A 24,495-nucleotide genomic window follows, 5' to 3' on the forward strand; every position below is an offset into this window, starting at 1 on the left:
GAAGAATTTCTTCTTTACTTCTGACTCGCTGCGATCAGCGAAGCCTTGAATTCTAGCACAGTTTTTAGCGTCGTTGCAATCAAATTTCTTCGATCTTTTCAACACCAGCGATCTGCATCGCTTCTCTTCAGCAGAGCCTTGCATTGTAGCACGTTTTTTCAACCCGCCAACAACAAGAACCCTACCGCAGCAACCAGAGCATCAGCTCCAACCACAGGATCAGGCCACCGAAGCAACCCTCTCATAAAAAAAGCCACCCTTGCGGGTGGCTTTTTTCTATCCTGGCGGAAACGGAGGGATTCGAACCCTCGATGAGGCTCTACACCCCATACTCCCTTAGCAGGGGAGCACCTTCGGCCACTCGGTCACGTTTCCGGAATGACGTTATTGTAACGTGCTTTTTTGCCGGTTTCGGCAAAACGATAATTTTATTCCGGCTTATCGAGACCGAAGGCGGTGTGCAGGGCGCGCACGGCCAGCTCCAGGTACTTCTCGTCGATGACGACGGAGGTCTTGATCTCGGAGGTGGAGATCATCTGGATGTTCACGCCCTCTTGGCTCAGTGCACGGAACATGGTGGATGCCACGCCCACATGGCTGCGCATGCCGATGCCGACAATGCTGACCTTGGCGATGTTGGGGTTGCCGACGACTTCGGTGGCACCCAGGGCGGGCACGACCTTGTCGCGCAGCAGCTCCATGGCGCGCTGGTAGTCGCCCTGGCTGACGGTGAAGCTGAAGTCGGTTTTGCCTTCCTTGCTGATGTTCTGGATGATCACATCGACTTCGATGTTGGCATCAGCCACCGGGCCCAGGATGCCGTAGGCGATGCCGGGGGTGTCGGGCACGCCGAGAACGGAGATCTTGGCTTCGCCGCGGTTGAATGCGATGCCGGATACGACGGCCTTTTCCATTTTTTCGTCTTCCTCAAAAGTAATCAGCGTGCCGGAGGTGGATTCCTCCTCCAGGTCGATGTCCCAGGGCGTGAAGCTGGAGAGCACGCGCATGGGCACCTTGTACTTGCCGGCAAATTCCACCGAGCGGATCTGCAGCACCTTGGAGCCGAGGCTGGCCATCTCCAGCATTTCCTCGAAGCTCACGGTGTTCAGGCGCTTGGCGGCCTGCACCACGCGCGGGTCGGTGGTGTAGACGCCGTCCACGTCGGTATAGATAAGGCACTCGGCCGCCTTCAGCGCCGCAGCCACTGCCACGGCCGAAGTGTCGGAGCCGCCACGGCCCAGCGTGGTGACATGTCCGTTGGGATCGATGCCCTGGAAGCCCGTGATGATGACCACGCGGCCAGCGTCGAGTTCGGCGCGAACGCGCTTGTCGTCGATGGACTCGATACGTGCCTTGGTGAAGCTGCTGTCGGTGCGCACGGGAACTTGCCAGCCCGAGAAGCTGATGGCTTCCACGCCTTCGGCCTGCAGCGCAATGGCCAGCAGTGCCGACGACGCCTGCTCGCCCGTGGAGGCCAGCATGTCGAGTTCACGGTAGTACGCCGTTTTGGCCGAGCCGGGAGCCAGCTCGCTGGCCAGACCCAGCAGACGGTTGGTTTCGCCACTCATGGCGCTGGGGACGACCACCATCTGGTGACCGGCACGAGCCCACTTGGCCACGCGCTTGGCAACGTTGCGGATGCGCTCTGTCGAGCCCATCGAGGTGCCGCCGTATTTATGAACGATCAGTGCCATTGGATATCAGGGTGACGAAACTGCTTGCCACGGCGCTGTACGACAGAGGGATGCCTGTGCAAGCCAGGATGTTCGAGAGGACTGCGCATGAAGCGAAATGTCCGCCCGGATCCGTCTTGCGCAAGCCGTTTGGTTTTGGCGCGCCGCCGGTTTTCGTACAAAGTTGGACCAAAACTCGTCAATTGTACCAATCGAGCACCGACCCCAGGCGCCGCACAAAACCCCGCCCCATCTTGAGATGGATGCGGTGGCCTCGCGTAAGGCAAACGCCGATCTGCGCGAGCAGCTGATCGAGCTGCGCGGCACTGGGCGTGGTGGCATGCACACTGCGCAGCCAGTGGCGCAGCACATTGGCCTGGCGCGCGGGGCTCAGCGCCTGCAAGGCGGTGATGCCGGGGGGGGTGCCGATGGCCGCCAGATCGGCCTGCGCCATCTCCTGCAGAAGCTCGGCCGCCTCGGCGCAATGCCGGCTGCTGCGCGCGAACGTGGCGCGAAACTGGGGAAAGGCCTGCTGCAGCGCGGGCAGCAACTGGGCGCGGATGCGATTGCGCGTATAGCGTGCGTCGGCATTGGTCGGGTCTTCCACCCACGCCTTGCCACGCGCCGCAAGCCAGTCACGCAGGACTTGGCCGGGCAGATCAAGCAGCGGACGATGCCATTCGAGATCCGCCCTGCTCCACTGCGCCGGCATGGCAGCCAACCCGGCCACACCGGCGCCGCGAGACAGGGCCAGCAGCAGCGTCTCGACCTGGTCGTCCGCATGTTGCGCCAGCGCCATGCTGCGAACGGGCGGCAAGGGCTCTCCGCTGGCGCCCTGCACAGGCCAGGGTTCGCGGGCGGCCTCTATCAGCGTTGCGTAACGCAGCTGGCGTGCGGCGTCCTCAGGACTCTGGCCCGGCGCGTGGCGTGCGTCCACGCGGCGAATCTTCAAAGGAACGGCATGCTGCGCGCAGACTTTCTCGCACTGGCCGACAAAGGCATCGGCCGCCGACTGCAGACCGTGGTGCACATGGATGGCCACGACCTGGCCCGGCCAGCGCTCGGCGCAGGCCAGCAGCAGCGCCGTGGAGTCCGCACCGCCGCTGAAGGCCACGGCCAGCGGCAGTTGCGGCGCAAAGCGATGGATGGCGGCGTCCAAAGCGGCACTCGGTGCAGCACCTGGTGCACCATCTGGCGCGGCTTCCGGAACATTGCGCAGCGGGTCGGTGATCGGAATTTCCACAGGCTTGGATCAGGTATGTCAGGACTCAGGCCGAGTCCCGGCGCAAAAAGAAAACGGCTCCCAGGGGGAGCCGTTCAGTGTGCCAGAGCGTGGCGCAGACCTTCAGCGGTTGTCGGCCTTGGTATCGGCGAAGCGTCCGTAGCTTTGCAGGCGCTCGTAACGGCGGTCCTGCAGTTCCTTGGGCTTGAGGTCCGCCAGCTGGCGATAGGCATCGCCCAGCGCGCGCTTGAGGAAGGCGGCCATTTGCTTGGGGTCGCGGTGGGCGCCGCCCACGGGCTCGTTGACGATCTTGTCCACCAGGCCCAGGGCCTTGAGGCGGTGAGCCGTGATGCCCATGGCATCGGCCGCGTCCTGGGCCTTTTCGCCGGTCTTCCAGAGGATGGAGGCGCAGCCTTCCGGGCTGATCACGGAGTAGACGGCGTACTGCAGCATCAGCACCTGGTCGGCGACAGCAATGGCCAGGGCGCCGCCCGATCCACCTTCACCGATGACGGTGGTGATGATGGGGGTCTGCAGCTGGGCCATTTCGTAGATGTTGCGGCCGATGGCTTCGGACTGGCCGCGCTCTTCGGCTTCGATGCCGGGGAAGGCGCCAGGCGTGTCCACGAAGGTGAAGACCGGCAGGCCGAACTTTTCGGCCGTCTTCATGAGGCGCAGGGCCTTGCGGTAGCCCTCGGGGCGCGTCATGCCGAAGTTGCGCAGCGTGCGCTCCTTGGTGTCGCGGCCCTTCTGGTGGCCGATGACCATGCAGGAAATGCCATTGAAGCGCGCCAGCCCGCCCACGATGGACTGGTCGTCGGCGAAGTGCCGGTCGCCGTGCATCTCGATGAAGTCGGTGAAGCAGTCGCGCACATAGTCCAGCGTGTAGGGACGCTCGGTATGGCGCGCGATCTTGGTGATCTGCCAGGGCGAGAGGTCGCTGTAGATGTCCTTGGTCAGCTGCAGGCTTTTTTTGCTGAGCTGCTCGATCTCTTCCGAGATATCGACTGCGCTTTCGGTCTGCACGTAGCGCAGTTCCTCGATTTTGGATTCGAGCTCGGCGATGGGCTGCTCAAAATCCAGAAAGTTCTTTTTCGCCAACTTGTTTCTCCTTGTCCCAGCCAGGCACGGTGCATGCGTTCCGGCCGGAAAACGGGGGTTGATCGGGTGTGATCGGTTTGTCTTCAGGCTGCAGGCTGCGGTTCGAGCGAGCGCCAAATATACCAAGTCGCCACGGTGCACCACGGCTTCCAGGCCTCGGCAACCTCACGCGCCTCGCTGCGGCTGACGGGGTCGCCTGAAAAATAGTTCTGGCTGATGCCCGAGATCAGGCCTGCATCGTCCAGCGGCAGCACATTGGGCCGCTGCAGGTAGAAGATGAGGAACATCTCGGCGGTCCAGCGGCCCACGCCGCGGATGGACATGAGCTCGGCCACGATGGCTTCGTCACTCATGCCCTGCCAGTCGTCCTGGTGCAGGCGGTGCTCGGTGAAGTGCATGGCCAGGTCCACCAGGTAGTCCACCTTGCGGGCAGACAGGCCCACGGCGCGCATGTCGTCCACCTTGAGCTTGAGCACCAGGTCAGGCGCCATGCGGGCGGGCAGGCGCGCGAACTTGTTCCACAGCGTCTGCGCAGCCTTCATCGAGATCTGCTGGCCCACGATGGAGCGCGCCAGCGTGGCGAAGGCATCGCCGCCGGGCTGCAAGGCCAGGTGGGCAAAGCGCGGGATCAGGCGCTTCATCACGCGATCGCGCCGCACCAGCTGGCGACAGGCCTCGGCCCAGTAAGCCGGGGCGCCCTCGGGCGGTGCGGGCAGGGATATCTTGGCCTTGGGAGCGGAGGCAGCGGCAGCGGCTGCCGCAGGCGCCGAACCTGCGCGCGCGCCCAGCGTCACCATCGGCAGCGGGGCCGGTTGCTGTTCGGGCACGGGCAGATCGGCCACCAACGGCAACTGCTCGAAATCCATGGTGTCCAGGGGTTTGGCGGAGGCCATCAAAGCACCTCCCCGCACCTGGCGCGGCACATCTGGCAAGGCATACGGATCAGCCCTTTGCGGCTGCCTCCCAGGTCGTGCCAGCGGGGGAGTCCTTGAGCACGATGCCCTGTTCCAGCAGCGCCTTGCGGATGCGGTCGGCCTCGGCCCAGTCCTTGGCCGCCTTGGCGGCTGCGCGCGCGGCAATCTGTGCCTCGATGGCGCCGGCATCCATCTCCGAAGTGCCCGCCTGCAGGAAAGCCTGCGGGTCGCCCTGCAGCAGCCCCAGGCAGCCGGCCAATGCCTTGAGCAGGCCCGCCGTCTCGGCACTCTTGCTGCGGTTGACTTCGGCAGCCAGCTCGAACAGCACGGCCACGGCCTCGGGCGTGCCGAAGTCCTCGTCCATGGCCGCCTTGAAGCGTGCGGCAGCGGGATGATTCCAGTCGATGGCAACCTCGGCGGGCGCGACCAGGCTCAGCGCCGTGTACAGGCGCTTGAGCGCGCCGCGTGCGTCGTTCAGGTGCACGTCGCTGTAGTTCAGCGGGCTGCGGTAGTGGCTGCGCACGACGAAGAAGCGCACGGTCTCGGCGTCGTACTCCTTGAGCACGTCGCGGATGGTGAAGAAGTTGCCCAGCGACTTGGACATCTTCTCGTTGTCCACGTTGATGAAGCCGTTGTGCATCCAGACCTGCGAGAACGGCTTGCCGGTCGCGCCTTCGCTCTGGGCGATCTCGTTTTCGTGGTGCGGGAACTGCAGGTCGGCACCGCCGCCGTGGATGTCGAAGCTCTCGCCCAGCATCTCGCAGCCCATGGCCGAGCACTCGATGTGCCAGCCGGGACGGCCCACGCCCCAGGGGCTGGCCCACTTGACCTCTTCCGGCTCGGCGGGCTTGGCGCTTTTCCACAGCACGAAGTCCAGCGGATCCTGCTTGCCGTCCTGCACGGCCACGCGTTCGCCGGCCTGCAATTCGTCCAGCGACTTGCCCGACAGCTTGCCGTAGCCGGGGAATTTGCGCACGGCGAAGTTCACGTCGCCATCCGTGCCCTGATAGGCCAGGCCCTTGTCCTGCAGGCGGCCGATCATGGACAGCATCTGCGGCACGTATTCGGTGGCGCGCGGCTCATGCGTGGGGCGCTCGATGCCCAGGGCGTCGGCGTCCTGGTGCAGGGCGTCGATCATGCGGTCGGTCAGCGAGCGGATGGTCTCGCCGTTCTCGACGGCGCGACGGATGATCTTGTCATCGATGTCGGTGATGTTGCGCACATAGGTCACGCGATGGCCGCTGGCACGCAGCCAGCGCTGCACCACATCGAAAGCGACCATGGAGCGTGCGTGTCCCAGGTGACACAGGTCGTACACGGTCATGCCGCACACATACATGCGCACATGGCCCGGTTCGATTGGCGAAAACGCTTCCAATGCACGCGACAGCGTGTTGTAGATACGCAAACTCATGGATGTTTATCAGGGGAGAAAGGGTCGCTGTAGGGGGCGCGTCCCACGCGCCGCCGGACCCTTGGCGCCGATGCAGGCATGCTCAGCAGGGAGCAGGAGCGGCAGGCGCAGAGCCCGTGTGACCCAGCACACCCCTCAGCTACAATTGACCGCAGTATAAGCCCGCGCCGCGGGGCATTCCCCCGAGGCCCCGAAAGCACCTACATGCCTCTACGCAACTCGTTTCGCTCCGCCCTGCGCCTCGCGGCACTGGCGGCCCTGCTCGCAACAGGCCACGCCCACGCCGACGACTATACGGAAGTGAATCAGTTGCTGCGCAACGGCAAGAGCACCCAGGCGCTGGCACGCGCCGATGCCTATCTGGCCAAGAACGCACGCGACCCGCAGATGCGCTTTCTCAAGGCGGTTGCACTGACCGACAGCGGCAAGACAGACGAGGCCATCGCCGCGCTGAATCAGCTCATCGAGGACTACCCCGAGCTGCCCGAGCCCTACAACAATCTGGCGGTCATCTATGCCGGCCAGAACCAGCTTGACAAGGCGCGCTCCGCGCTCGAATCCGCCGTGCGCAACAACCCCAACTACGGCGTCGCCTACGAGAACCTGGGCGACATTCATGCCCGCCTGGCCTACGAGGCCTACTCCAAGGCGCAAGGCCTGGATGGCCGCGCGGCCAGCGTGCGCCCCAAGCTCAAGCTGCTGCGCGACCTGCTGGCGCCCGTCACCGCCGCCAAGTAGGCCCCCGGCCCACGCGCGCAGCCCTTGTGCCAGCGCGCGTGCGGCGGTCGATCGGGTCTTGCCATGCCTGGCGCGTACCCGCAGGAACCTGCCCGGTTTTCCCCACTCCATCCCCCAGCCCTTTGGCTTTCACAGGAGATTCGCATGACCACACGCCGCATCGCGTCGCTTTCCCTGGCCGGCATGGCCCTGGCCGCTTCCCTTTTCACCGCCCTGCCCGCCATGGCGCAGAACGCCACGCCCAAGGTGCAGATCAAGACCAGCATGGGCGACATCGTGCTGGAGCTGAACGAAGCCAAGGCACCCAAGACCGTGGCCAACTTCATGCAGTACGTGCGCGACAAGCACTATGACGGCACGGTGTTCCACCGCGTGATGGACGGCTTCATGATCCAGGGCGGCGGCATGGACGCCAGCCTCAAGGAAAAGCCCACGCGCGCGCCGATTCCGCTGGAAGCGGACAACGGCCTCAAGAATGACCGGGGCACCATCGCCATGGCGCGCACGGGCAATCCCAACTCGGCCACCTCGCAGTTCTTCATCAACGTGGTGAACAACGACATGCTCAACGCGCCCAAGCCTGACGGACATGGCTACGCCGTCTTCGGCCGCGTGGTCCAGGGCATGGATGTGGTGGACAAAATCCGCACGGTGGCCACGGGCAACCAGGGCATGCACCAGAATGTACCCACCAAGCCGGTGACCATCCTCTCGGCCACCGAAGTCAAGTAAACCGCGCGCCGCGCCTTGCGTGGCACGCCCTTCCCCTCCATCCAACAAGGAATCGCCATGAGCAATCCCCAAGTCGAACTCCACATCGCCGGCCACGGCGTCATCACCATCGAACTCGACGCCGCCAAGGCCCCGAAGAGCGCAGAGAACTTCCTGGCCTATGTGAACAAGGGCCACTACAACAACACCATCTTCCATCGCATCATCGATGGCTTCATGATCCAGGGCGGCGGCTTCGAGCCCGGCATGAAGCAAAAGGAAACGGACGCTCCCATCGAGAACGAGGCCAAGAACGGCCTGAAGAACGATAAGTACACCCTGGCCATGGCCCGTACCGGCGACCCGCACTCGGCCACCGCCCAGTTCTTCATCAACGTGGCCGACAACGGCTTCCTGAACCACACCTCGCCCAGCGCACAGGGCTGGGGCTATGCCGTGTTCGGCAAGGTGATCAAGGGCACCGAGATCGTGGACAAGCTGCGTGGCGTGAAGACCGGCCGCAACGGCGGTCACCAGGACGTGCCCAAGGATGACGTGATCATCGAAAAGGCCGTGGCCCTGTAATCAGGCGCTTGCGCACACGAGGCGGCCGTGCCCTTTCGGGTCCGGCCGCCCTGTTGTCCATGCGCATGGCACCAGGCCGTGCGCATGGACAACAGACCCGCTTCAGAGCCGTCCCAAGGCTCCTACAGCCCTTCATGCAGCGCCCTTGCCGGGTGCCCCGTCCCATGGCCCAGACCGCCGCGCCCCGCCCTCTTCCCGAGCCGCCCATTGCGGCCGAGTGGACACTGCCTGCGGGCTGGCGCACGCTGGAGTTCATCTCGGACCTGCACCTGCAGGTCAGCGAGCCCGCCACCGTGCAGGCCTTCCGGAACTACCTGGCCGCCACGCGGGCCGATGCCGTCTTTCTGCTGGGCGACCTGTTCGAGGTCTGGGTCGGTGACGACGCCCTGCTGGAGCCGGGCAGCTTCGAGGCCGAATGCGCCACCGCCATGCGCGCGGCGGCCACCCGCACGCCGCTGTTCTTCATGCAGGGCAACCGCGACTTCCTGACCGGCGCGCAGTTCGATGCGCTGTGCGGCACGACCACGCTGACCGATCCCACCGTGCTTGACTGCGGCGACCAGCGCATCCTGCTCAGCCATGGCGATGCCCTGTGCCTGGACGATGTGGACTACCAGCGCTTTCGCGCCATGGCCCGCTCGGCGGCCTGGCAGGCCGGCTTCCTGGCCCAGCCGCTGCAGGTGCGCCGCGACCAGGCACGCGGCATTCGGCAGGAGAGCGAATCGCGCAAGCGGGAATCGGACGGCCATGGCGCCGCCATGCCCACCTATGCTGACCTTGACGCGCAGGCCACGCGCAGCTGGCTGCATGCCGCAGGTGCCGCCACCCTGATCCACGGCCACACGCACCGCCCGGCCGACCATGACCTGGGCGATGGCCTGCGGCGTATCGTGCTCAGCGACTGGGATCTGGCGGCGCCCGTACCCCGCGCCGAGGTGCTGCGCTGGGAGCGCGGCATGGGCCTGCAGCGCCTGCCGCTGGCCGATGTTCTTGAACAGGCCAGCCCGCCATGAGCCTTTGGCAACACCTGGGCCGCTGGGTCCGCAGACTGGGCCGCCGCGCACGCTCCACGGTGTCGCCGGTGCCCGAGATTCCCGCGCCGCTGTGGCTGTCCACGCTGGCCGCCTACCCTTTTCTCGCGTCGCTGACGCTGGAGGAGCAATCCAAGCTGCGCGCCCTGGCCTCCGTCTTCCTGCAGCGCAAGCGCTTCCACGGCGCGCACGGCCTGCAAGTGAGCGATGCCATGGCGCTGGAGATTGCCGCCCAGGCCTGCCTGCCCCTGCTGCACTGGGGCGAGCCGCAGGGCGCGCTGTCCTGGTATGACGACTTTGTCGGCATCGTGGTGCACCCGGGCGATGCCGTGGCGCGGCGCCAGAGCATGGACGAGGCCGGCGTCATCCACGACTACGACGAAGTGATCATGGGCGAGGCCATGCATGGCGGCCCCGTCATGCTCAGTTGGCAGGCCATTGGCGCAGGCCGCGGGCCGCATGCCAGCCACCACGGTCACGGCGGCCAGGTAGCCAACGTGGTGATCCATGAATTCGCCCACAAGATCGACATGCGCAACGGCGGTGCCGACGGCTGCCCGCCCCTGCCGCCGGGCTTCATGGGCAGCAGCTCCGCGCGCCAGGCCCGCGAGATATGGCAGGCCGCCTGGGCACCGGCCTACGACGCCTTCCGTGAGCAGATCACCATCGCCGAGCGCTTTGGTGGCGAATGGCCCTGGCTGGACGGCTATGGCGCCACGGCGCCCGCCGAATTCTTCGCCGTGGCCTGCGAGGCCTTCTTCGTGGACCGCGCCCGCTTTGCCCTGGAATTTCCCACGTTGGCGCCGCTGCTGGCTGCGCTCTTCAAGCCGGCCACCAGTCAATCCTGATCGGAGCAAACCTCCTTCAGGGCCTGGGCGAACAGGCGCTGCTCCTCGTACTGCCCGCCCGCCTTGCGCTCGAACAGGGTGATGGGCGGAAGGGTCCAGCCAAAACGGTGGCGCACAATGCCCACGCCCGCGATGCGCACCAGTTCCTCGGCAATGTCGGCCGGCACGATGGACACGGCCCGCTCATTGGCCGCCACCAGCTCGCCGATCACCTTGGCCGAGAGTGTTTCCACAAACGGCGGCGGCGGCTCCACGCCCGCGCGCAGAAAAAAGTCGGTGATCTGCTCGCGCATGGGCGTGCGGCGCTGGCCCAGCACCCAGTCAAGCCCCGTGAGCTCGGCCCACTGCAGAGGCCGGCGCCCCAGCCGCGTGGCCAGGCTGCGGTGGGCGATCAGGCGAGGCTCCTGCTCATAAAGCACGCTGTGCCGTATGCCGCTCATGTCCAGCACGGCCGAGGCGCGGCCAATCACGCAGTCCAGCTCATGTGCACGCAACTTTTGCAGCAGGCGGTCGCTGGTGTCCTCATGCAGCGTGACCGTGATGCGCCGGCCTTGTGGCCGCGTCCTGCCGATGGCATCGGCCAGCATGCGCGCCGGCAGAAAGGGGATGACACCCACCTGCAGGTGCGCCGCACGCTGCTGCCCCACGGCCTCGATATCGTGTGCCCAATGGTCCAGATCGGCCAGCATGCCCCGGGCGCGCGCCAGCACCAGCGCGCCCAGCTCCGTAGGCTCCATGCCGCGCGCAGAACGCAGGAACAGCGGCGCGCCGAACAATGACTCCAGCTCGGCCAGGGCCTGGGTCACGGCGGGCTGGCTGGTGGCCATGCGCTCGGCCACGCGGGTCAGCGTGCCCAGCTCGCTGATGGAGCGCAGCAGCAGCAAATGCTTCATCTTCAGGCGCGTGGCCATGCGGTGGGCCAGTTGGGCAGCGGACGATGCAGTGCGGTTTTGCGGCATGGATTCAGGCGTGGCGCGTCATAAGCAAAACCATATTGAACAATAAAAACAAACGAATTTCTGCTTATGCATGCGTTCCAGAATTCCTGCGTCTTGCACACCCAAAACGAAAGGACCAGGCAGACCATGGATGGCATGTTTTTCATCATCGCGCTGGGCGCGGCGGCGGCCGGATTCGTGCAGGGCCTGTCGGGCTTTGCCTTCGGCATGGTGGCCATGTCGTTCTGGGCCTGGGTGCTGGAGCCGCGCGATGCGGCCGTGCTCACCGTCTTCGGCTCGCTGCTGGGCCAGGTGCTGTCGGCCATCACCGTGCGGCGCGGGTTTGCGCTGGCAAAGCTGCTGCCCTTCATCCTGGGCGGTCTTGCCGGCATTCCGCTGGGCGTCTTGCTGCTGCCGCACCTGGACATGGCCTGGTTCAAGGCCCTGCTGGGCGGCATGCTGGTGCTGTGGTGCCCGGTGATGCTGCTGTCGGCCCGGCTGCCCAGGCTGGCGCGCGGCGGCCGCCTGGCCGATGGTGCCGTGGGCCTGGCGGGCGGCGTGATGGGCGGACTGGGCGGCTTCACGGGCACGCTGCCCACGCTGTGGTGCACGCTGCGCGGCTACCCCAAGGATGAGCAGCGCTCCGTCATCCAGAACTTCAACCTGTCCATGCTGGCCGTGACCATGGCCACCTACCTGGGCACCGGCATGGTCACGCGCAGCATGCTGCCGCTGTTCGCCATCGTGGCGCCGGCCATGCTCATTCCATCGCTGCTGGGCTCCAGGCTCTATATCGGTATCAGCGAGGCACGGTTCCGGCAGATCGTGCTGGGCCTGCTGTGCCTGTCCGGCGTGGCGCTGCTGGCGTCTTCCGTGCCCGTACTCTTGCAGCGCGCGGCCTGAGCGCGCCGCGCGCCCACACTCCATCGGCCAACGGCAGTCAACTATGTGAACCTCTGGCACACGCTTCGCTATGCTTCATCGTATATTACGAACTGCACCAGCCCTTCCATGAGAGGCCTTCCGATGTTGACGCCCCCCTTCAAACTCAGCGCAGGCGGCATGGCCGCCCTGGGCGCCGCCGTGTCGGCAGGCGCGTTGCAGTCCGGGGACGGCCAGTGCTGCGGGCACGACCGTGTCCACGAAGAGCATGGCGGCGCAGCGCCCGCCCAGGCGCGCACCCGGCTCTACCAGCTGGACACGCACCTGCACTGCTCGGTGATAGGCACCTGCCTGAGCCCGGCCGAGCTGCGCAAGCTGATGGGCCGGCACATGGATATCAAGGGCAAGACCGACCTGGAACTGCACCATCAGGCCGTGGGCCTGGTGCATGAGAACGGCGACCTGTCCAAGGCCATCCACAAGGCGCTGGACCAGCGCCATGCCGCAGTGATCAAGGGCTTTGCCGCCGCCCAGGACGAGGCTGCACTGGAGGCCGCGTGGAAGCAGGCCTGGCAGCAGGGCGAGATTCCGGGCGCCTACTGGGCCCTGCTCACGCACAAGTGCACCAGCTTTGCGCTGCGGCAAATGGCCTTTGGCGAGGTGCACATGCTGTCGCACCTGATGGGATCGGCCAACCGGCATGAACTCAAGCGCTTCGTGGCACTGGAAAAGGAAAACCTGGAACTGCAGGACAAGCTGGAACGCGAACGCCAGCGCCACCACCAATCCCAGCTCGAACGTGATGCGCTGGCCGGCCAGCTGCGCCAGCAGTCCCTGGACTTCGAAGCCCGCCTGTCGCAACTCAGGGCAGGGACAGCCCCTGGAGGCGAGACCCGCCCCGCCGATGCCGGCGCCCTGGTGGGCATGCACACCGAACGGCGCGAGCGTGCAGAACGCGCTGCCGAACAGGCCTGGGCCGAGGCTGGCCGCCTGCAGCAGATGGCCGAGCAATTGCAGCAGCGCGTGCAATGGCTGGCCGAGGAACTGGCCGCCGCCGAAAAGGAACTGCATCGCGCCGCCACCCGGCCCCAGGCCCCTGATGCCGCGCAGCAGCAGGCGCTGCAGGGCCGCAAGCTGCTCTACGTGGGCGGGCGCCCCAGCTCCACCCCTGCCATACGCGACCATGTGCAACGCCATGGCGGCGAATTCCTGCACCACGACGGCGGACTGGAGACGCGCAAGGGCCTGCTGGCCGCGCAGCTGCCCCGCGTCGACCTGGTGGTGTTCCCCGTGGACTGCGTGGACCATGATTCCGTGGTCAACCTCAAGCGCCTCAGCGAGCGGCATGGCGTGCCCTTCATCGCGCTGCGCACGGCCAGCCTGGCCAGCTTCGCGGCCACCGTGGCGCGCGAGTTGGCACCGCCCAACGCGGGAACCCGCACCGCCAGCGCATCACACTTTTGCCTGCGCCACGGTTGATGGCGCCGGGTGGCGCGGGCCCAGCGCCGGGCCTTGTGTTTTCAGGATTCCATCAGTACCTCAGCACCTCAGTACCGCGCATCGGCCGGCTTCTTGTCCTTGGGCCAGTCCTTGTGCTTGTTGGCAAAGTCCGGGCGCGGCTGGTGGCTGAAGTACTCGGCCACGTCCACGGCCTCCTGGTCGCTGAGGCCGCCCTGGCCCAGCGGGAAGTTGCCATGGAAGGCGATGGGCATGTTGCGCTTGACGAAGGCCGCTGCCGTGTAGGTGCGCGCCATGCCCGCGCCGATGTTGAAGGACTCATCACCCCACAGCGGCGGATAGACCCACTGGCCCTTGGCATTCTTCACGCCCTCGCCCTCGCCGCCATGGCAGACCGCGCACTGGGCCGCATAGACCTTCTTGCCGTTGTCCACGTTGGGCACGATGGACTGGCTGATCTTGCCCACGCCCCGGCCTTCGACCTTGTCTTCGGGTTTGGTTTCGCGGCGCATCCAGTCGAAGTAGGCCACCATGGCCTTGATCTCGTCGGACTCCAGCGGCAGAGGCTTGCCGTTCATGGAGCGCAGGAAGCAGCCATTGATGCGGTCCTCCAGCGTGATGACGCGGCCCGCGCGCGGCGCATAGCCGGGGAAGAAGGCCGAGACACCGATGTAGGGCGAACCATCGGCCACCGTGCCCGCGTTCAGGTGGCAGCTGGCGCAGTTCAGCGCATTGCCCACATTCCTGGGCAGCAGGTCACGCGTCTCTATGTTCAGGCGGGCGCCGTAGACCAGTTGCTTCGCGTTGGATTCGTCCAGCATGGCGGCCAGGCGCGGCGTCTCGAAGGGGCGTGCGCTTTCGCCCTTGGCATCGAGCTGCTTGCGCATGGATTGCACCTCCCTGGCATGGATCTCGCGCGCATCGGCACGGCCCCAGCTCTTGCGGGCGAAGTTGAGGATGTCGGCAATCTCCGCATCCTTGAGCTGTGCGAAGGCCGGCATGGTCAGCGGCCGCGCATGGCTTTGCGTGACGGGAGCCTTCCAGCCCACCAGCATCAGATGGATCAGCGTGGACGGGTCCTGCGACTGCAGCGAGAAATTGCCGGCCAGTGGCGGGAACACGTCCTTCACGCCACCGCCATCGGCACGGTGGCAGTCGGCGCAGAACTGCAGATAGCCCAGGCCGCCCCGGCTGGCGTAGAGATCGGCAGGCACGTCGGAAGACACCGCCGAGGCGGGGGACGGCGCATGCCCGGAGGCCTGCGGCGCCGTATGCGGAGCAATGACCGGCCCCGGCCCCTGGGCCACCTGCATGGGCAGATCGTTCTTGCCTGCGGGCAGTGACTTTAGATAGGTGCCAATGGCCAGCAGGTCCTCATCGCTCATGTACTGCGTGCTGTGCTGCACCACATCGACCATGTTGCCGGAGACCGTGCCGTGGCTGTTGCGCCCGGTCTTGAGCAACTGGGCGGTTTCCTCGGGTGTCCACAGATTGCGCAGGCTCAGCGCGCGCCAGTTCTCCACGGTCTCGCCGGCCAGGAAATACTCGCCCTTGCTGCCCTCGCCGGTCATGGTCTTTTCCTGGAAGCCCACGCCGCGCGGCGTATGGCAGGCGCCGCAGTGGCCCAGGCCCTGTACCAGGTAGGCACCCCGGTTCCACTGGGCAGTTTGCTGCGGTTGGGGCTGGAAGGGCGTGTCATCCAGAAACACCCAGTTCCACAGCGCCAGGCCCCAGCGCTGGTTGAAGGGAAAGCCCAGGTCGGACTCCTTGTTGGCCGCCTTCACGGGCGCCACGCCCTGCAGCAGATAGGCGTACAGGGCCTGCATGTCCTCGGCTGTCATCTTGGCGTAGGAGGGATAGGGCATGGCCGGGTACATGTTGCGGCCATCGACTGCCACGCCCTTGCGCATGGCGCGGTCGAACTGCTCGAAGCTGTATTTGCCCATGCCCGTATCGGCGTCGGGCGAGATATTGGTGGAATAGATCTTGCCGAATGGCGTCTCCAGCGCCAGCCCACCACCCATGGGCTGGGATTTATTGCCGGTGTGGCAGGCAACGCAATCGCCCAGGCGTGCGATATATCGGCCGCGATCGACCAGGGTTCTTTGCTCCGCCGTCAGGTCCGCTGCGTAATCGGCAGGCAGGTCGTCAATGATTTGTGGCATTAGCGCATGGTCCACTCCGGGCGCCGGCGCCGAAATGGCCAGTTGCCAGGCGGCGGCCGAGAGCGCGGCCACGCACAGCAGGCCTTGCTTGAGCGAGAGTTTCATCGTCTTCGATCCACTGAAATGAATTATTATTGAAAGAGGCAAAAATGGATATTGACGAGATATTCAACCCAATGCCTGCAGCCATTGCAGCAAATGATCATCTCTTTGCGCAATATCTTCTTATATATACGAATTCTAGTGGTATCTCCCTATTTTTTCCATGCAAGCCGACGAAAACGATAAGCCAATAGCGCATTTAACGCGGGCTTAATCAATGCAGGGAAAAAGCGCGCGCAGCCTTCTCGGGTGCGCACGAAAAAGCGGCCCGCAAGGGGCCGCTGATTTCACCGTCGGTGTATCCGTCAGTGTATGGGGTGGCGGCTCGCCCGCCGGGCTCAGGCTGCCTGGCTGCAGCGGCGCGCCGCCTGCGCCACGCTGTGCGCATCCACGCCAAAGTGGCCGCGCAAAGCGGCACGCGTGTCACTTCGGCCAAAGCCGTCCGTGCCCAGGGTGAGGAATCGCCTGCCTGCGGGCAGGAAGGCGCGCACGGTCTCGGGCACGGCGCGCACATAGTCGGTGGCGGCAATCACCGGGCCCTGCGTGCCGTCCAGCAGTTGGGCGATCCAGGGCTGGCCAGGCGCCTCACCTGCCAGCATGCGCTGCTCGCAGGCCACGCCATCGCGCGCCAGTTCGCTCCAGCTGGTCACGCTGACCACGGTGGCGGCCATGCCCTCGCTGGCCAATTGCTCGGCGGCCTTGAGCACTTCGGTGAGGATGGCGCCCGATCCCAGCAAGGTGACATGCTGCGTGGCACGGCCCGCATCGCCAAAGCGGCTGAACACATAGCCGCCGCGCAGCACGCCTTCGGCCGCGCCCGGTGGCAGGTCGGGCTGGGCGTAGTTCTCGTTCATCAGGGTGATGTAGTAGAAAACGTCGCGCTGCTCGACCAGCATCTCGCGCATGCCGGCATCCAGGATCACGGCCAGTTCGCCCGCATGCGCGGGGTCCCAGGCCTTGCAGTTGGGAATGGTGGCCGCCACCAGATGGCTGGAGCCGTCCTGGTGCTGCAGGCCTTCTCCGCCCAGCGTGGTGCGGCCCGAGGTGGCGCCCAGCAGAAAGCCGCGCGCCCGCTGGTCGGCCGCCGCCCAGATGGCGTCGCCCACGCGCTGGAAGCCGAACATGGAGTAGTAGATGTAGAACGGCAGCATGGCCAGGCCGTGCACGCTGTAGCTGGTGGCCGCCGCCGTCCAGCTGGCGATGGCGCCGGCCTCGCTGATGCCCTCCTCCAGGATCTGGCCGTCCAGCGCCTCGCGGTAGGACAGCACCGAGCCGATGTCTTCGGGCGCGTAGCGCTGCCCCAGGCTGCTGTAGATGCCCACCTGCTTGAACAGGTTGGCCATGCCGAAGGTGCGCGCCTCGTCCGCCACGATGGGCACGATGCGCGGACCCAGCTGCGCGTCCTTGAGCAGGCCGCCCAGCATGCGCACGAAGGCCATGGTGGTGCTCATCTCCTTGCCGGCAGGCGCCAGCGCGAACTGCGCGTACTGCTCCAGGGCGGGCACGGGCACGCGGTCGCACACGGTTTCACGGCGCGGCAGTGCGCCGCCCAGGGCCGTTCGGCGCTCGCGCAGGTACTGCATCTCGGCGCTGTCATCGGCAGGCTTGTGGAAGGCCAGGCCCTTGGCCTGCTCGTCACTGAGCGGCAGGTTGAAGCGGTTGCGAAACTCGATCAGGTCGGACTCGTCCAGCTTCTTCTGGCTGTGCGTGGTCATCTTGCCCTGCCCGGCCGATCCCATGCCGTAGCCCTTCTTGGTATGGGCAAGGATCACCGTGGGCTGGCCGCGATGGGCGGCAGCCGCTGCATAGGCCGCATGGATCTTCACCAGGTCATGGCCGCCGCGCTTCAAGCGGTCGATCTGCTCGTCCGTCAGACCCTGGGCCAGGGCGGCAAGCTCGGGGTTCTGTCCGAAGAAATGCTCGCGGTTGTAGCGTCCGTCCTTGGCGGCGAAGGTCTGCATCTGCCCGTCCACCGTGCCGCCCAGCGTGCGTGCCAGGGTGCCGGTGAGGTCGCGCGCAAACAGCCCGTCCCAGTCGCTGCCCCACAGCAGCTTGACCACGTTCCAGCCCGCGCCGGCAAACAGCCGCTCCAGCTCATCGACGATGCGGCCGTTGCCGCGCACCGGGCCGTCCAGACGCTGCAGATTGCAGTTGACCACCCAGACCAGGTTGTCCAGCCCCTCGCGCGCGGCCAGCGTGAGGGCGCTCATGCTTTCGGGCTCGTCCATCTCGCCGTCGCCAAACACGCCCCAGACCTTGCGCTCCTGGCAGTCCAGCAGGCGGCGGTGGGTGAGATAGCGCATGAAGCGCGCGTGGTAGATGCTGCTGATGGGGCCAATGCCCATGGAGCCCGTCGGGAACTGCCAGAAATCGGGCATCAGCCAGGGATGCGGATAGCTGGACAGGCCCTGCGCGCCTGCAGCCGGCGCGCTGATCTCCTGCCGGTAGTGCTGCAGGTCCTGCTCGGTCAGCCGCCCTTCCAGGAAGGCCCGCGCATACACGCCGGGCGCGCTGTGCGGCTGGAAGAACACCAGGTCGCCCCGGTGCTGGCCCGGCTCAAGTCCCTCCCGGGCATGGAAGAAATGATTGAACCCGGTCTCGAACAGGTCGGCCGCGCTGGCATAGCTGGCAATATGGCCGCCCAGCTCGCCATAGGCCTGGTTGGCGCGCACCACCATGGCCAGCGCGTTCCAGCGCATGATGGACGCCAGCCGCTCCTCGATGGCCAGGTCGCCCGGAAACACCGGCTGCTGCTGCGCCGCCACGCTGTTCACATAGGGCGTGTTCAGGTCAGGCTGCCAGCCCAGGCGCTGCTCGCGCGCCATGCGCGCCAGCTCTTCCAGCACGAAGCGCGCGCGCTGCGGACCTTCTGTGGCGACCAGGGCCAGAAAGGCCTCGCGCCATTCGGCGGTTTCCTGGGGATCGGTATCGATATCGGCCAGCGCGGCCAGTGGCGTGGGTGCGTTCATGTCCGCCACTTTAGGACTGACAGGCCGGCATGAGCAGCCGTTCATGGATAAGGAAAACGCCATATTCCAGCATTTCATGCCGGTATCTACATAAAATCCGGCACATGAAACTGGACACCATCGACTTGCGCATTCTGGCCGAGTTGCAAACGGACGGCTCGCTGTCCAACGTGGAACTGGCGCGGCGCGTGCATCTGTCGCCTTCGCCATGCCTGTCGCGCGTCAAGGCACTGGAGAAGGCCGGCGTGATCGCGCGCTATGTGGCGCTGGCCAATGCGTCGGCGCTGGGGCTGGGGCTGAATGTGTTCATCAACATCAGCCTGAAGTCCCAGGCCAAGGAATCGCTGGCCGACTTCGAGCGCCGCATTGCCGAGCACGACGAGGTCATGGAGTGCTACCTGATGAGCGGCGACGCCGACTACCTGATCCGCGTGGCGCTGGCCGACATCGGCGCGCTGGAGCGCTTCATCGTGGAGCAGCTCACTCCGATTCCGGGAATAGAGAAGATCCGCTCCAGCTTCACGCTCAAGCAGGTGCGGTACAAGACCGCCCTGCCCCTGCCTGCGGCGGGTTGATCCGGACCCCGACTCAGCCCGCAGGCTTGGCCATCTCGCCGGTGGCGATGCGGCGGCGCAGCTCGCCCAGCACGGCCTTGAGGCGGCGCTCGTTGTCCAGGCCCACGCGCACCAGCATCTTCTGGCCGCTGGACAGGGCCTGCAGCTCAGGGTCGGCGTATTCGTAGCGCACCCAGGGCTGGATGGAGGGCACCTCGCCCTCCACCTTGGTCAGCCGTACCTGCACCGGGCCTGCGGGCTCGGGCGCGGCGCGCAGGTGGTCTATGACGGCAATGAGGCGATCGTTGAAATAGCGGCTGGGATAGCCCAGGTCTTCATAGGCGGTCTGGAACAGGGGATACAGCCGGGCATAGAGCTTGACGGCCCCGTCCATGGGAATGGACTCGGCAAAGGCCACGAAGGCCTTGTAGCGTGCGGCGTTGGCGGGGGCGATGGCCTGCGCCTCACCAGCGTCTGCCGCGCCCTCCACCGTGAAACGCTGAGGCGCCGGGTGCACGGGCCAAAGCCGTGCAGGGGCCTGGGAACGGGTCAGGTTGTCCACGGTGGCCACGGCGCGGCGCACAAAGCCGTCCATCTGCAGAAAGCTGCCTGCCTTGTCACGGCCCAGCAGGCCGTTGAGGGCCTGGGTGACATGGGCGTCGGAGTCCTGCAGCGCGGGCAGGCCGGAGGCGGGCTGCTCCAGCGCATCGACAGGGTTCTGGGGCTCGGTCAGCTCGGGCGCGGGGACGGGTTCAGGTTCGGAGGGCTGGGTGGACTGGGCGGGCGCCTGCGCCACTTCCGGCGGCGCCTCGGGCACGGGGGCGGGACGCCACCAGTACCACCAGGCCGCGCCCCCCAGGGCAGCAGCCGCCAGCACCACTGCGGCGATGCCAAAAGCCGATGGGCCGGAGGATCTGGCGCGGGGGCGGAAGTCTTGGGGATCGCGTTCTGGCATGGATGGGTCCTTTGGCTTGGGCGGGGGCTGGCAGCTCAGTTGCCGCAGGACGTGCGACAGCAAAGCACACCCAGGGTTCCCCGGCTTTGCTGACACCGGCCCCTGCCTTGTGTTTATAAGCCGCCCCGCTGCCTGCGCAGGCCACCGGGCGCGCCTGGCAACAAGGCGTTACCCGGCCGTCTCAGCCCTGCGTGCCCAGATCCTGGAGCCAGGCCATGGCGGCCTGCAGCTCGTCGGGGCGGATTTCGTGCATGCTCGGGTACTCGTGGTAGCTCAGTTGCAGCGGCAGGCGCTGCACGTGGCTGCGAATGGCGTGGGCGCTGGTCAGCGGAATGACGTTGTCGTAGGTGCCGTGGCTGACCCAGAGCGACTTGCCGTCAAAGGCCGCATCAGGGGCCTGGTGCGGCAAGGCCTCGGGCAGCAGGCGGCTGTGCCAGCACATGGCGGCGCGCAGCAGCGCGGGCTGGGTCAGCAGCAGGCTGAGCGCCATGATGCCGCCCTGGCTGAAGCCGCCCGCCACGGTTCGCTGGGCAGGAATGTCCAGCCGCGCTCCGGCCTGCTGCACGGTCTGGGCCACCAGGGCGCGGCTGTGCTCTTCCTGCGATGCGTGGATGTGGCGCGTGCCGTTGGCATCCACCGTGAACTGGAACCAGGCATGGGCTGAGGGACCCATGGAAAACGGAGCGCGCAGGCTGAGCACGTGGAACTGCGGCGGCACGAACGATGCGAGGCCGAACAGATCCTGCTCATTGCTGCCAACGCCATGCATGAGCACCAGCAGCCAGGGCTGCTGCCCCGGTGCGGGTTGTGCGGGGCGCTCCAGCGCCACCAGAGGCAGGTCGATCATCACGGACTCCTTGGTTTTTTAGCGATTTCCAGGACCGGGGTGGTCCCGGGCAACGCGCCATTGTGGCGCCTCGCCAAGTCCGCGGCAGCAGGAGGTTATGCCGCCTGCGCGTCCTCGAAGGCCATCGCATCCATGGCCAGGATGGAATACATGACCTCGCGGCTCAGATACCGTGGCCGCGCAGTCGCGCCGGCCGCGCCCAGCGCGAAGTACAGCGGCATGAAGTGCTCCTCGCTGGGATGGGCGCGCCGGGCCGAAGGCGCGCGGGCGCGGTAGTCCAGCAGCGCAGGCAGGTCCTGCGCCTGCAGGCGCGATTCGATCCAGCGGCTGAAGTCCTGCACGTAGGGCGAAGAGGCGCTGGAGCCGCCGACGGCATGGTCGTCCTGCAGGCCATCCTGGCTGCGCAGGGCCTGCACGGCGTCGTCCACCCGCACCGTGGCCTCGCCCGTGCCGCCCCGGAATTCGCCCAGGTTGTGCGTCATGCTGCCGGAGCCAACGATGAGCACACCCTCATCGCGCAGCCCCGCCAGGGCCGCGCCCAGCGCATGGGTTTCGGCCGGCCCGGCCGAGGCGGGCAGGGACAGCTGCACCACGGGCAGGTCGGCATCCGGCAGCAAATGCATCAGCGGCACCCAGGCGCCGTGGTCGAAGGGCCGCTGCGCGTTGGCGCTGGCGGCAATGCCTGCGGCCTGCAGGCTGTCCATGACTTCCTGCGCCAGCTGCGGCGCGCCGGGGGCCGGGTACTGCAGTTCGTAGAGCGCGGGCGGAAAGCCGCCGAAGTCATGCCAGGTGGAGGGCGTGGCGCCGGTCATGACTTCCACGCCGTGCGACATCCAGTGCGGCGACATGACGACCACGCCGCGCAGCCGGCCGTGGGCCTGGCGCAGCGCCCTGCCCCATTGCGCGAGCACAGGGCCGGTTTCACCCGGCTCCAGCGCGAACATGGGCGAGCCGTGGGAGACATAGAGCACGGGCAGCCGGGCACCGGCAGCGGAGGAAACCCGGGAAGAGTGGGGAGCGTGGGAGTCTTGCATTCCCCTAATGTAGGGACGCCCGGGCGCCGCGCCAAGCCGCCAGCGGCAGCACACATTGTTGCGCTGGCCGGGTCAATCTGGATCAATCGTCGCGCGGGCGCCCGCGCAGGGCCTTGGTGGCGCCGTGCCGGCTCTTGCTTTCCAGGCGGCGCCGCTGCGATCCCAGCGTGGGCCGGGTGGCGCGGCGCAGGATGGGCTCGGGATAGGCGGCAGCCACCAGCACGTTGAGCCGCTGCAGCGCGGCGCGCAGGTTCTGCTCCTGCGTGCGGTGTTGCTGTGCCTTGATGACGACCACGCCCTCGTTGGTGATGCGGCCGTCGCGCAGGGCCAGCAGGCGCTGCTGCACGGCCTCGGGCAGGCGCGAGGCGCGTACGTCAAAGCGCAGGTGCACGGCGCTGGAGACCTTGTTCACGTTCTGGCCGCCCGCGCCCTGGGCGCGCATGGCGGTCCACTGCACCTCGTGCAGCTCGATGGGCCGCATGCGCTCAGGCATCCAGCGCAGCGGTCAATGCCGCCACAAAGGCATCGGGACGCTCATGCATGACCCAGTGGCCTGCGCCGGGCACCAGCGCCAGGCCGCGGAAGTCGCGCGCATGGCGTGCAAAGGCCTGGGCCAGCTCCTGCATCATCGGGCCCGGGTAGAGCGCGTCGTGCTCGCCATAGATGGCCCATACAGGGCCGTCCACGGCCTGCAGGGCACGCGCCAGCACATCGGTGTGCGAGAGGCGGCGGCGCGGAAGGCGGTCACGCTCCACGTTGAGCACATGCAGGGCCAGCGTGTCCTCGTCGATGAGGCTGGCGTCATGCAACATCAGCGCCTGCAGGTTGTAGCGGTGGGCCACGGCCTGCGCCTCGGGCGTGGCCAGGTGGCGCCAGCCCTTGAGCCGCACGGCCAGGCCCTTGCCCACGCCCATGCCGGGCGCCCCGGCCAGCACCAGGCGCCGGGCCAGCGTGCCGTCGGCGGCGGCCAGCATGCCGGCCGTCATGCCGCCAAAAGAGAAGCCGACCAGATCGCACAGCGGGGCGGCGGGCGCAACGCCATCGGCCAGCAGCTGCCGCAGGCCCTGGCGCAGCGGCTCGACCAGGGTGTCGGCATCCTGGCCGCCCGGCACGCCGTCGGAATCGCCGAAGCCTGGCAGGTCGGGTATCCACAGCTGGCGACCCTGGGCCAGCAGCGCGTCCATGCAGAGCAGCCAGTGCGTCCAGCTGCCGCTGCCGCCGTGCAGCATGACGATGGGCAGCTCGCCCGCGCGTGCCTCGCCCCAGACATGCCAGACCATGTACCCGTCTTCGGGCTGCGCGGCAGACAGCGGCGTGGTCAGGCGCCGCGCCTGGGCGCGCAGGCGCTCAATGGCGGCGGGCGTATTCACCACTGGGCCACGGCGTCAATGGCCAGGCCGTAGCCGGCCACGCCAAAGCCGCACATCACGGCGCGCGCGGCGGCCGACAGGTAGGAGTGGTGGCGGAAGCTCTCGCGCGCATGCACGTTGCTGATGTGCAGCTCCACCAGCGGCACGCCCGTGCCCTTGACGGCATCCAGCAAGGCCACGCTGGTGTGGGTGTAGGCGGCGGCGTTGAAGATCAGGCCGGCCAGGCGGCCTTCGGCGTGCACGCGGCCGGCTTCGTGGACCCAGTCCACCAGTTCGCCTTCGTGGTTGCTCTGGCGGAACTCCAGCCCCAGCCCGTAGCGCGCGCAGGCAGCTTCGCACAGCGCACGCACATCGGCCAGGGTCTGGGAGCCATATATGGCGGGTTCACGCAGGCCCAGCAGGTTCAGGTTCGGGCCATTGAGGACATAGACGGTTTTCACGGCGGGGACACTCCAGGTTTCCAACGGGCTGGATTATGCGGGCCATCCCCGGCCCGGTCTTGGCGCAGGCGCCACGGAAAAAGCCGCCCCAAGAGGCGGCAAGAGTCGGTTCAGCGCGGTTCAGCTCAGATCAACGGCGCCAGTGGCCATGCCCGTGGCCATGGCCATGGCGGTACTCGCCACGGTATCCACCCCGGTAGCCGCCACCATAGCCGTATCCGTAGCCGGGAACGACCACGACGGGCGGAGCACGGTAGACGGCGCGCGGCGCGTAGTAGACCGGCGGCGGGGGAGCGTAGTAGATGGGCTGGGGCGGTGCCACATAGACGGGGGCAGGCGCGACATAGACGGGCGGGCCATACATGCCAGGCGAATTGAGGCTGATGGACCAGTGCACATCGCCCCGGGCCTGGGCGGCGCCCGAAGCCATGAGGGCGGCCAGGGCCAGGCCGGCTGCTGCTGCTTTTGCAACCCACGGGGAAGCTGTCGTTGTCATGGTGTCTCTCCTCGAAGTTGGACAGGCGTGGCAGGCATTGCCGCTGGT

Annotated in this window: 23 protein-coding genes and 1 tRNA gene; 8 read left to right on the top strand and 16 right to left on the bottom strand. The window is 66.8% G+C overall.

Annotated elements, in window-relative coordinates; all coding sequences use genetic code 11:
• Positions 1 to 282: 282 nt before the first annotated feature.
• The 6 genes from INR38_RS25250 to cysS form a co-directional block, all read right to left on the bottom strand.
• Positions 283 to 375 (bottom strand) — tRNA-Ser (locus tag INR38_RS25250).
• A gap of 53 nt (positions 376 to 428) precedes the next feature.
• The gene (locus tag INR38_RS25255; protein WP_012204430.1) at positions 429 to 1,694 is read right to left on the bottom strand and encodes an aspartate kinase; all 1,266 of its coding nucleotides are present in this window, start codon (positions 1,692 to 1,694) and stop codon (positions 429 to 431) included.
• A 178-nt stretch (positions 1,695 to 1,872) separates the two neighbouring features.
• On the bottom strand, positions 1,873 to 2,832 hold the full coding sequence (gene tilS, locus INR38_RS25260; protein ID WP_207444173.1) for a tRNA lysidine(34) synthetase TilS: 960 nt from the start codon (positions 2,830 to 2,832) through the stop codon (positions 1,873 to 1,875).
• 186 nt (positions 2,833 to 3,018) lie between these two features.
• Positions 3,019 to 3,996: an acetyl-CoA carboxylase carboxyltransferase subunit alpha gene (locus tag INR38_RS25265; protein ID WP_012204428.1), complete on the bottom strand. Its 978-nt coding sequence runs from the start codon at positions 3,994 to 3,996 to the stop codon at positions 3,019 to 3,021.
• Positions 3,997 to 4,079: 83 nt separating this feature from the next.
• Positions 4,080 to 4,889 carry a DNA-3-methyladenine glycosylase gene (locus INR38_RS25270; RefSeq protein WP_034391589.1) on the bottom strand — a complete coding sequence of 270 codons (810 nt, stop codon included), beginning with the start codon at positions 4,887 to 4,889 and terminating at the stop codon, positions 4,080 to 4,082.
• Positions 4,890 to 4,938: 49 nt separating this feature from the next.
• A complete protein-coding gene (cysS, locus tag INR38_RS25275; protein WP_013803373.1) occupies positions 4,939 to 6,324 on the bottom strand; it encodes a cysteine--tRNA ligase in 1,386 nt (461 codons plus the stop codon).
• A gap of 204 nt (positions 6,325 to 6,528) precedes the next feature.
• On the opposite strand from cysS, the gene INR38_RS25280 reads away from it, so the two are divergent.
• The 5 genes from INR38_RS25280 to INR38_RS25300 all read left to right on the top strand — a co-directional run bounded on the left by INR38_RS25280 (position 6,529) and on the right by INR38_RS25300 (position 10,237).
• Positions 6,529 to 7,062, top strand: a complete 534-nt coding sequence (locus INR38_RS25280) for a tetratricopeptide repeat protein (protein WP_013803374.1) — start codon at positions 6,529 to 6,531, stop codon at positions 7,060 to 7,062.
• Positions 7,063 to 7,206: 144 nt separating this feature from the next.
• On the top strand, positions 7,207 to 7,794 hold the full coding sequence (locus tag INR38_RS25285) for a peptidylprolyl isomerase (protein ID WP_013803375.1): 588 nt from the start codon (positions 7,207 to 7,209) through the stop codon (positions 7,792 to 7,794).
• Positions 7,795 to 7,851: 57 nt separating this feature from the next.
• Entirely contained in the window at positions 7,852 to 8,358 is a 507-nt protein-coding gene (locus tag INR38_RS25290; RefSeq protein WP_063326722.1) for a peptidylprolyl isomerase, read from the top strand.
• Between the two features lie 164 nt (positions 8,359 to 8,522).
• Positions 8,523 to 9,371, top strand: coding sequence for a UDP-2,3-diacylglucosamine diphosphatase (locus tag INR38_RS25295; protein ID WP_207444174.1), 849 nt, complete (start codon positions 8,523 to 8,525; stop codon positions 9,369 to 9,371).
• Complete coding sequence (locus tag INR38_RS25300) at positions 9,368 to 10,237, top strand: M90 family metallopeptidase (RefSeq protein WP_207444175.1); 870 nt, start codon at positions 9,368 to 9,370, stop codon at positions 10,235 to 10,237. The genes INR38_RS25295 and INR38_RS25300 overlap by 4 nt, the downstream gene beginning before the upstream one ends.
• Here INR38_RS25300 and INR38_RS25305 read toward each other — a convergent pair.
• Positions 10,228 to 11,196 carry a LysR family transcriptional regulator gene (locus INR38_RS25305; protein WP_043823792.1) on the bottom strand — a complete coding sequence of 323 codons (969 nt, stop codon included), beginning with the start codon at positions 11,194 to 11,196 and terminating at the stop codon, positions 10,228 to 10,230. The genes INR38_RS25300 and INR38_RS25305 overlap by 10 nt on opposite strands.
• 126 nt (positions 11,197 to 11,322) lie before the next feature.
• On the opposite strand from INR38_RS25305, the gene INR38_RS25310 reads away from it, so the two are divergent.
• Both INR38_RS25310 and INR38_RS25315 read left to right on the top strand, forming a co-directional pair.
• Complete coding sequence (locus INR38_RS25310; protein ID WP_242699187.1) at positions 11,323 to 12,078, top strand: sulfite exporter TauE/SafE family protein; 756 nt, start codon at positions 11,323 to 11,325, stop codon at positions 12,076 to 12,078.
• A 123-nt stretch (positions 12,079 to 12,201) separates the two neighbouring features.
• Positions 12,202 to 13,536: a DUF2325 domain-containing protein gene (locus INR38_RS25315; RefSeq protein ID WP_207444177.1), complete on the top strand. Its 1,335-nt coding sequence runs from the start codon at positions 12,202 to 12,204 to the stop codon at positions 13,534 to 13,536.
• A gap of 68 nt (positions 13,537 to 13,604) precedes the next feature.
• Here the strand turns inward: INR38_RS25315 and INR38_RS25320 are convergent, their stop codons facing one another.
• Together INR38_RS25320 and mdeB are read right to left on the bottom strand one after the other, a co-directional pair.
• Entirely contained in the window at positions 13,605 to 15,785 is a 2,181-nt protein-coding gene (locus INR38_RS25320) for a c-type cytochrome (RefSeq protein ID WP_207444178.1), read from the bottom strand.
• A 335-nt stretch (positions 15,786 to 16,120) separates the two neighbouring features.
• On the bottom strand, positions 16,121 to 18,751 hold the full coding sequence (gene mdeB, locus INR38_RS25325) for an alpha-ketoglutarate dehydrogenase (protein WP_207444179.1): 2,631 nt from the start codon (positions 18,749 to 18,751) through the stop codon (positions 16,121 to 16,123).
• A gap of 104 nt (positions 18,752 to 18,855) precedes the next feature.
• On the opposite strand from mdeB, the gene INR38_RS25330 reads away from it, so the two are divergent.
• Positions 18,856 to 19,326 (top strand): Lrp/AsnC family transcriptional regulator, encoded by a 471-nt coding sequence (locus tag INR38_RS25330; protein WP_207444180.1) that lies wholly within the window; start codon positions 18,856 to 18,858, stop codon positions 19,324 to 19,326.
• Positions 19,327 to 19,339: 13 nt separating this feature from the next.
• Here the strand turns inward: INR38_RS25330 and INR38_RS25335 are convergent, their stop codons facing one another.
• The 7 genes from INR38_RS25335 to INR38_RS25365 all read right to left on the bottom strand — a co-directional run bounded on the left by INR38_RS25335 (position 19,340) and on the right by INR38_RS25365 (position 24,447).
• The gene (locus INR38_RS25335) at positions 19,340 to 20,260 is read right to left on the bottom strand and encodes a DUF3014 domain-containing protein (RefSeq protein WP_207444181.1); all 921 of its coding nucleotides are present in this window, start codon (positions 20,258 to 20,260) and stop codon (positions 19,340 to 19,342) included.
• A gap of 181 nt (positions 20,261 to 20,441) precedes the next feature.
• Positions 20,442 to 21,107, bottom strand: coding sequence for a phospholipase (locus INR38_RS25340; RefSeq protein ID WP_013803384.1), 666 nt, complete (start codon positions 21,105 to 21,107; stop codon positions 20,442 to 20,444).
• 95 nt (positions 21,108 to 21,202) lie between these two features.
• Positions 21,203 to 22,141, bottom strand: a complete 939-nt coding sequence (locus INR38_RS25345) for a class III extradiol ring-cleavage dioxygenase (protein WP_207444182.1) — start codon at positions 22,139 to 22,141, stop codon at positions 21,203 to 21,205.
• Positions 22,142 to 22,223: 82 nt separating this feature from the next.
• Positions 22,224 to 22,634, bottom strand: a complete 411-nt coding sequence (gene arfB / locus INR38_RS25350) for an alternative ribosome rescue aminoacyl-tRNA hydrolase ArfB (protein WP_017405644.1) — start codon at positions 22,632 to 22,634, stop codon at positions 22,224 to 22,226.
• Positions 22,627 to 23,511: an alpha/beta hydrolase gene (locus INR38_RS25355; RefSeq protein WP_207476004.1), complete on the bottom strand. Its 885-nt coding sequence runs from the start codon at positions 23,509 to 23,511 to the stop codon at positions 22,627 to 22,629. The genes arfB and INR38_RS25355 overlap by 8 nt, the downstream gene beginning before the upstream one ends.
• Positions 23,508 to 23,951 carry a type II 3-dehydroquinate dehydratase gene (aroQ, locus tag INR38_RS25360; RefSeq protein ID WP_012204410.1) on the bottom strand — a complete coding sequence of 148 codons (444 nt, stop codon included), beginning with the start codon at positions 23,949 to 23,951 and terminating at the stop codon, positions 23,508 to 23,510. The genes INR38_RS25355 and aroQ overlap by 4 nt, the downstream gene beginning before the upstream one ends.
• Before the next feature lie 130 nt (positions 23,952 to 24,081).
• Positions 24,082 to 24,447 carry a hypothetical protein gene (locus tag INR38_RS25365; RefSeq protein WP_065347359.1) on the bottom strand — a complete coding sequence of 122 codons (366 nt, stop codon included), beginning with the start codon at positions 24,445 to 24,447 and terminating at the stop codon, positions 24,082 to 24,084.
• Between the last annotated feature and the right edge of the window lie 48 nt (positions 24,448 to 24,495).

Origin of the sequence: Delftia sp. SD018 (assembly GCF_017355445.1) — a bacterium.
GTDB classification, from domain to species: Bacteria; Pseudomonadota; Gammaproteobacteria; order Burkholderiales; family Burkholderiaceae_C; genus Comamonas; species Comamonas acidovorans.